This window comes from Candidatus Melainabacteria bacterium RIFOXYA2_FULL_32_9 (assembly GCA_001784615.1).
Taxonomy (GTDB): Bacteria; Cyanobacteriota; Vampirovibrionia; order Gastranaerophilales; family UBA9579; genus UBA9579.
Genome location: MFRQ01000125.1, coordinates 8101 through 8828 on the forward strand (window position 1 = coordinate 8101; position 728 = coordinate 8828).

At 36.0% G+C, this 728-nt stretch carries 1 pseudogene; it reads right to left on the bottom strand.

The features are described from left to right. Positions 1 to 347 precede the first annotated feature (347 nt). Positions 348 to 728, bottom strand: a pseudogene (locus A2255_06315) (hypothetical protein).

Below are 728 nucleotides of genomic sequence, written 5' to 3' on the forward strand. Positions count from 1 at the left end.
GAGCAAAATTTGCTCTATTTTTGTGACAAGGTCACTTTACTTAGTCATCAATCCTTCCAGTGATACCCCGCTGTCATTCTGAGGTGACAGAGTCACTTTTCCAAGTTATCAATCCTTCCAGTAACACTCATTGTCATTCTGAGTGAAACGAAGAATCTCAGAGATCCTTCACTAATTTTCAGGATGACGCACACTGTCATTGCGAGCCATGAGACATCGACAATCAGCATCAATCATACTTGCGTCGCAATCTCAATGTATTAATCGTAAAGACAGTCTGTAGGTTGGGTCAATGCATTGACCCAACAGATTTGACTCAGATAATCTCAAAGCATTAATTCCAGCATTCAATTAGCAATACCAAACTTCTTTTCTTTATAAGTTTTCAAATCCATATAAGGATCTGTTTCAATCCTGCCAAGTTGAAGATTTGAGATGTTCTGGTGACATTTTTTCTTGACTCCATACTCGTTATAGTAAAGAGAAAACTTAGAATAAGGAGTATTCATAGGAACAACTTTCTTCGATTTCCAGATAACGGACATAGAATCAAGGAATTTTTGAATATTTTTTGTCCTGATTCTGATAGGTTCAAGACAGTTGCCCATATCATCCATTCTTTTGATTTCAAGAACAGGCTTTTCACAAATCACACATTTTTCAAGATATAAAACAAATTCATCCTGGATATTTTCTTTGGTTGGAACGATTTTAAACAGTTCTGCATT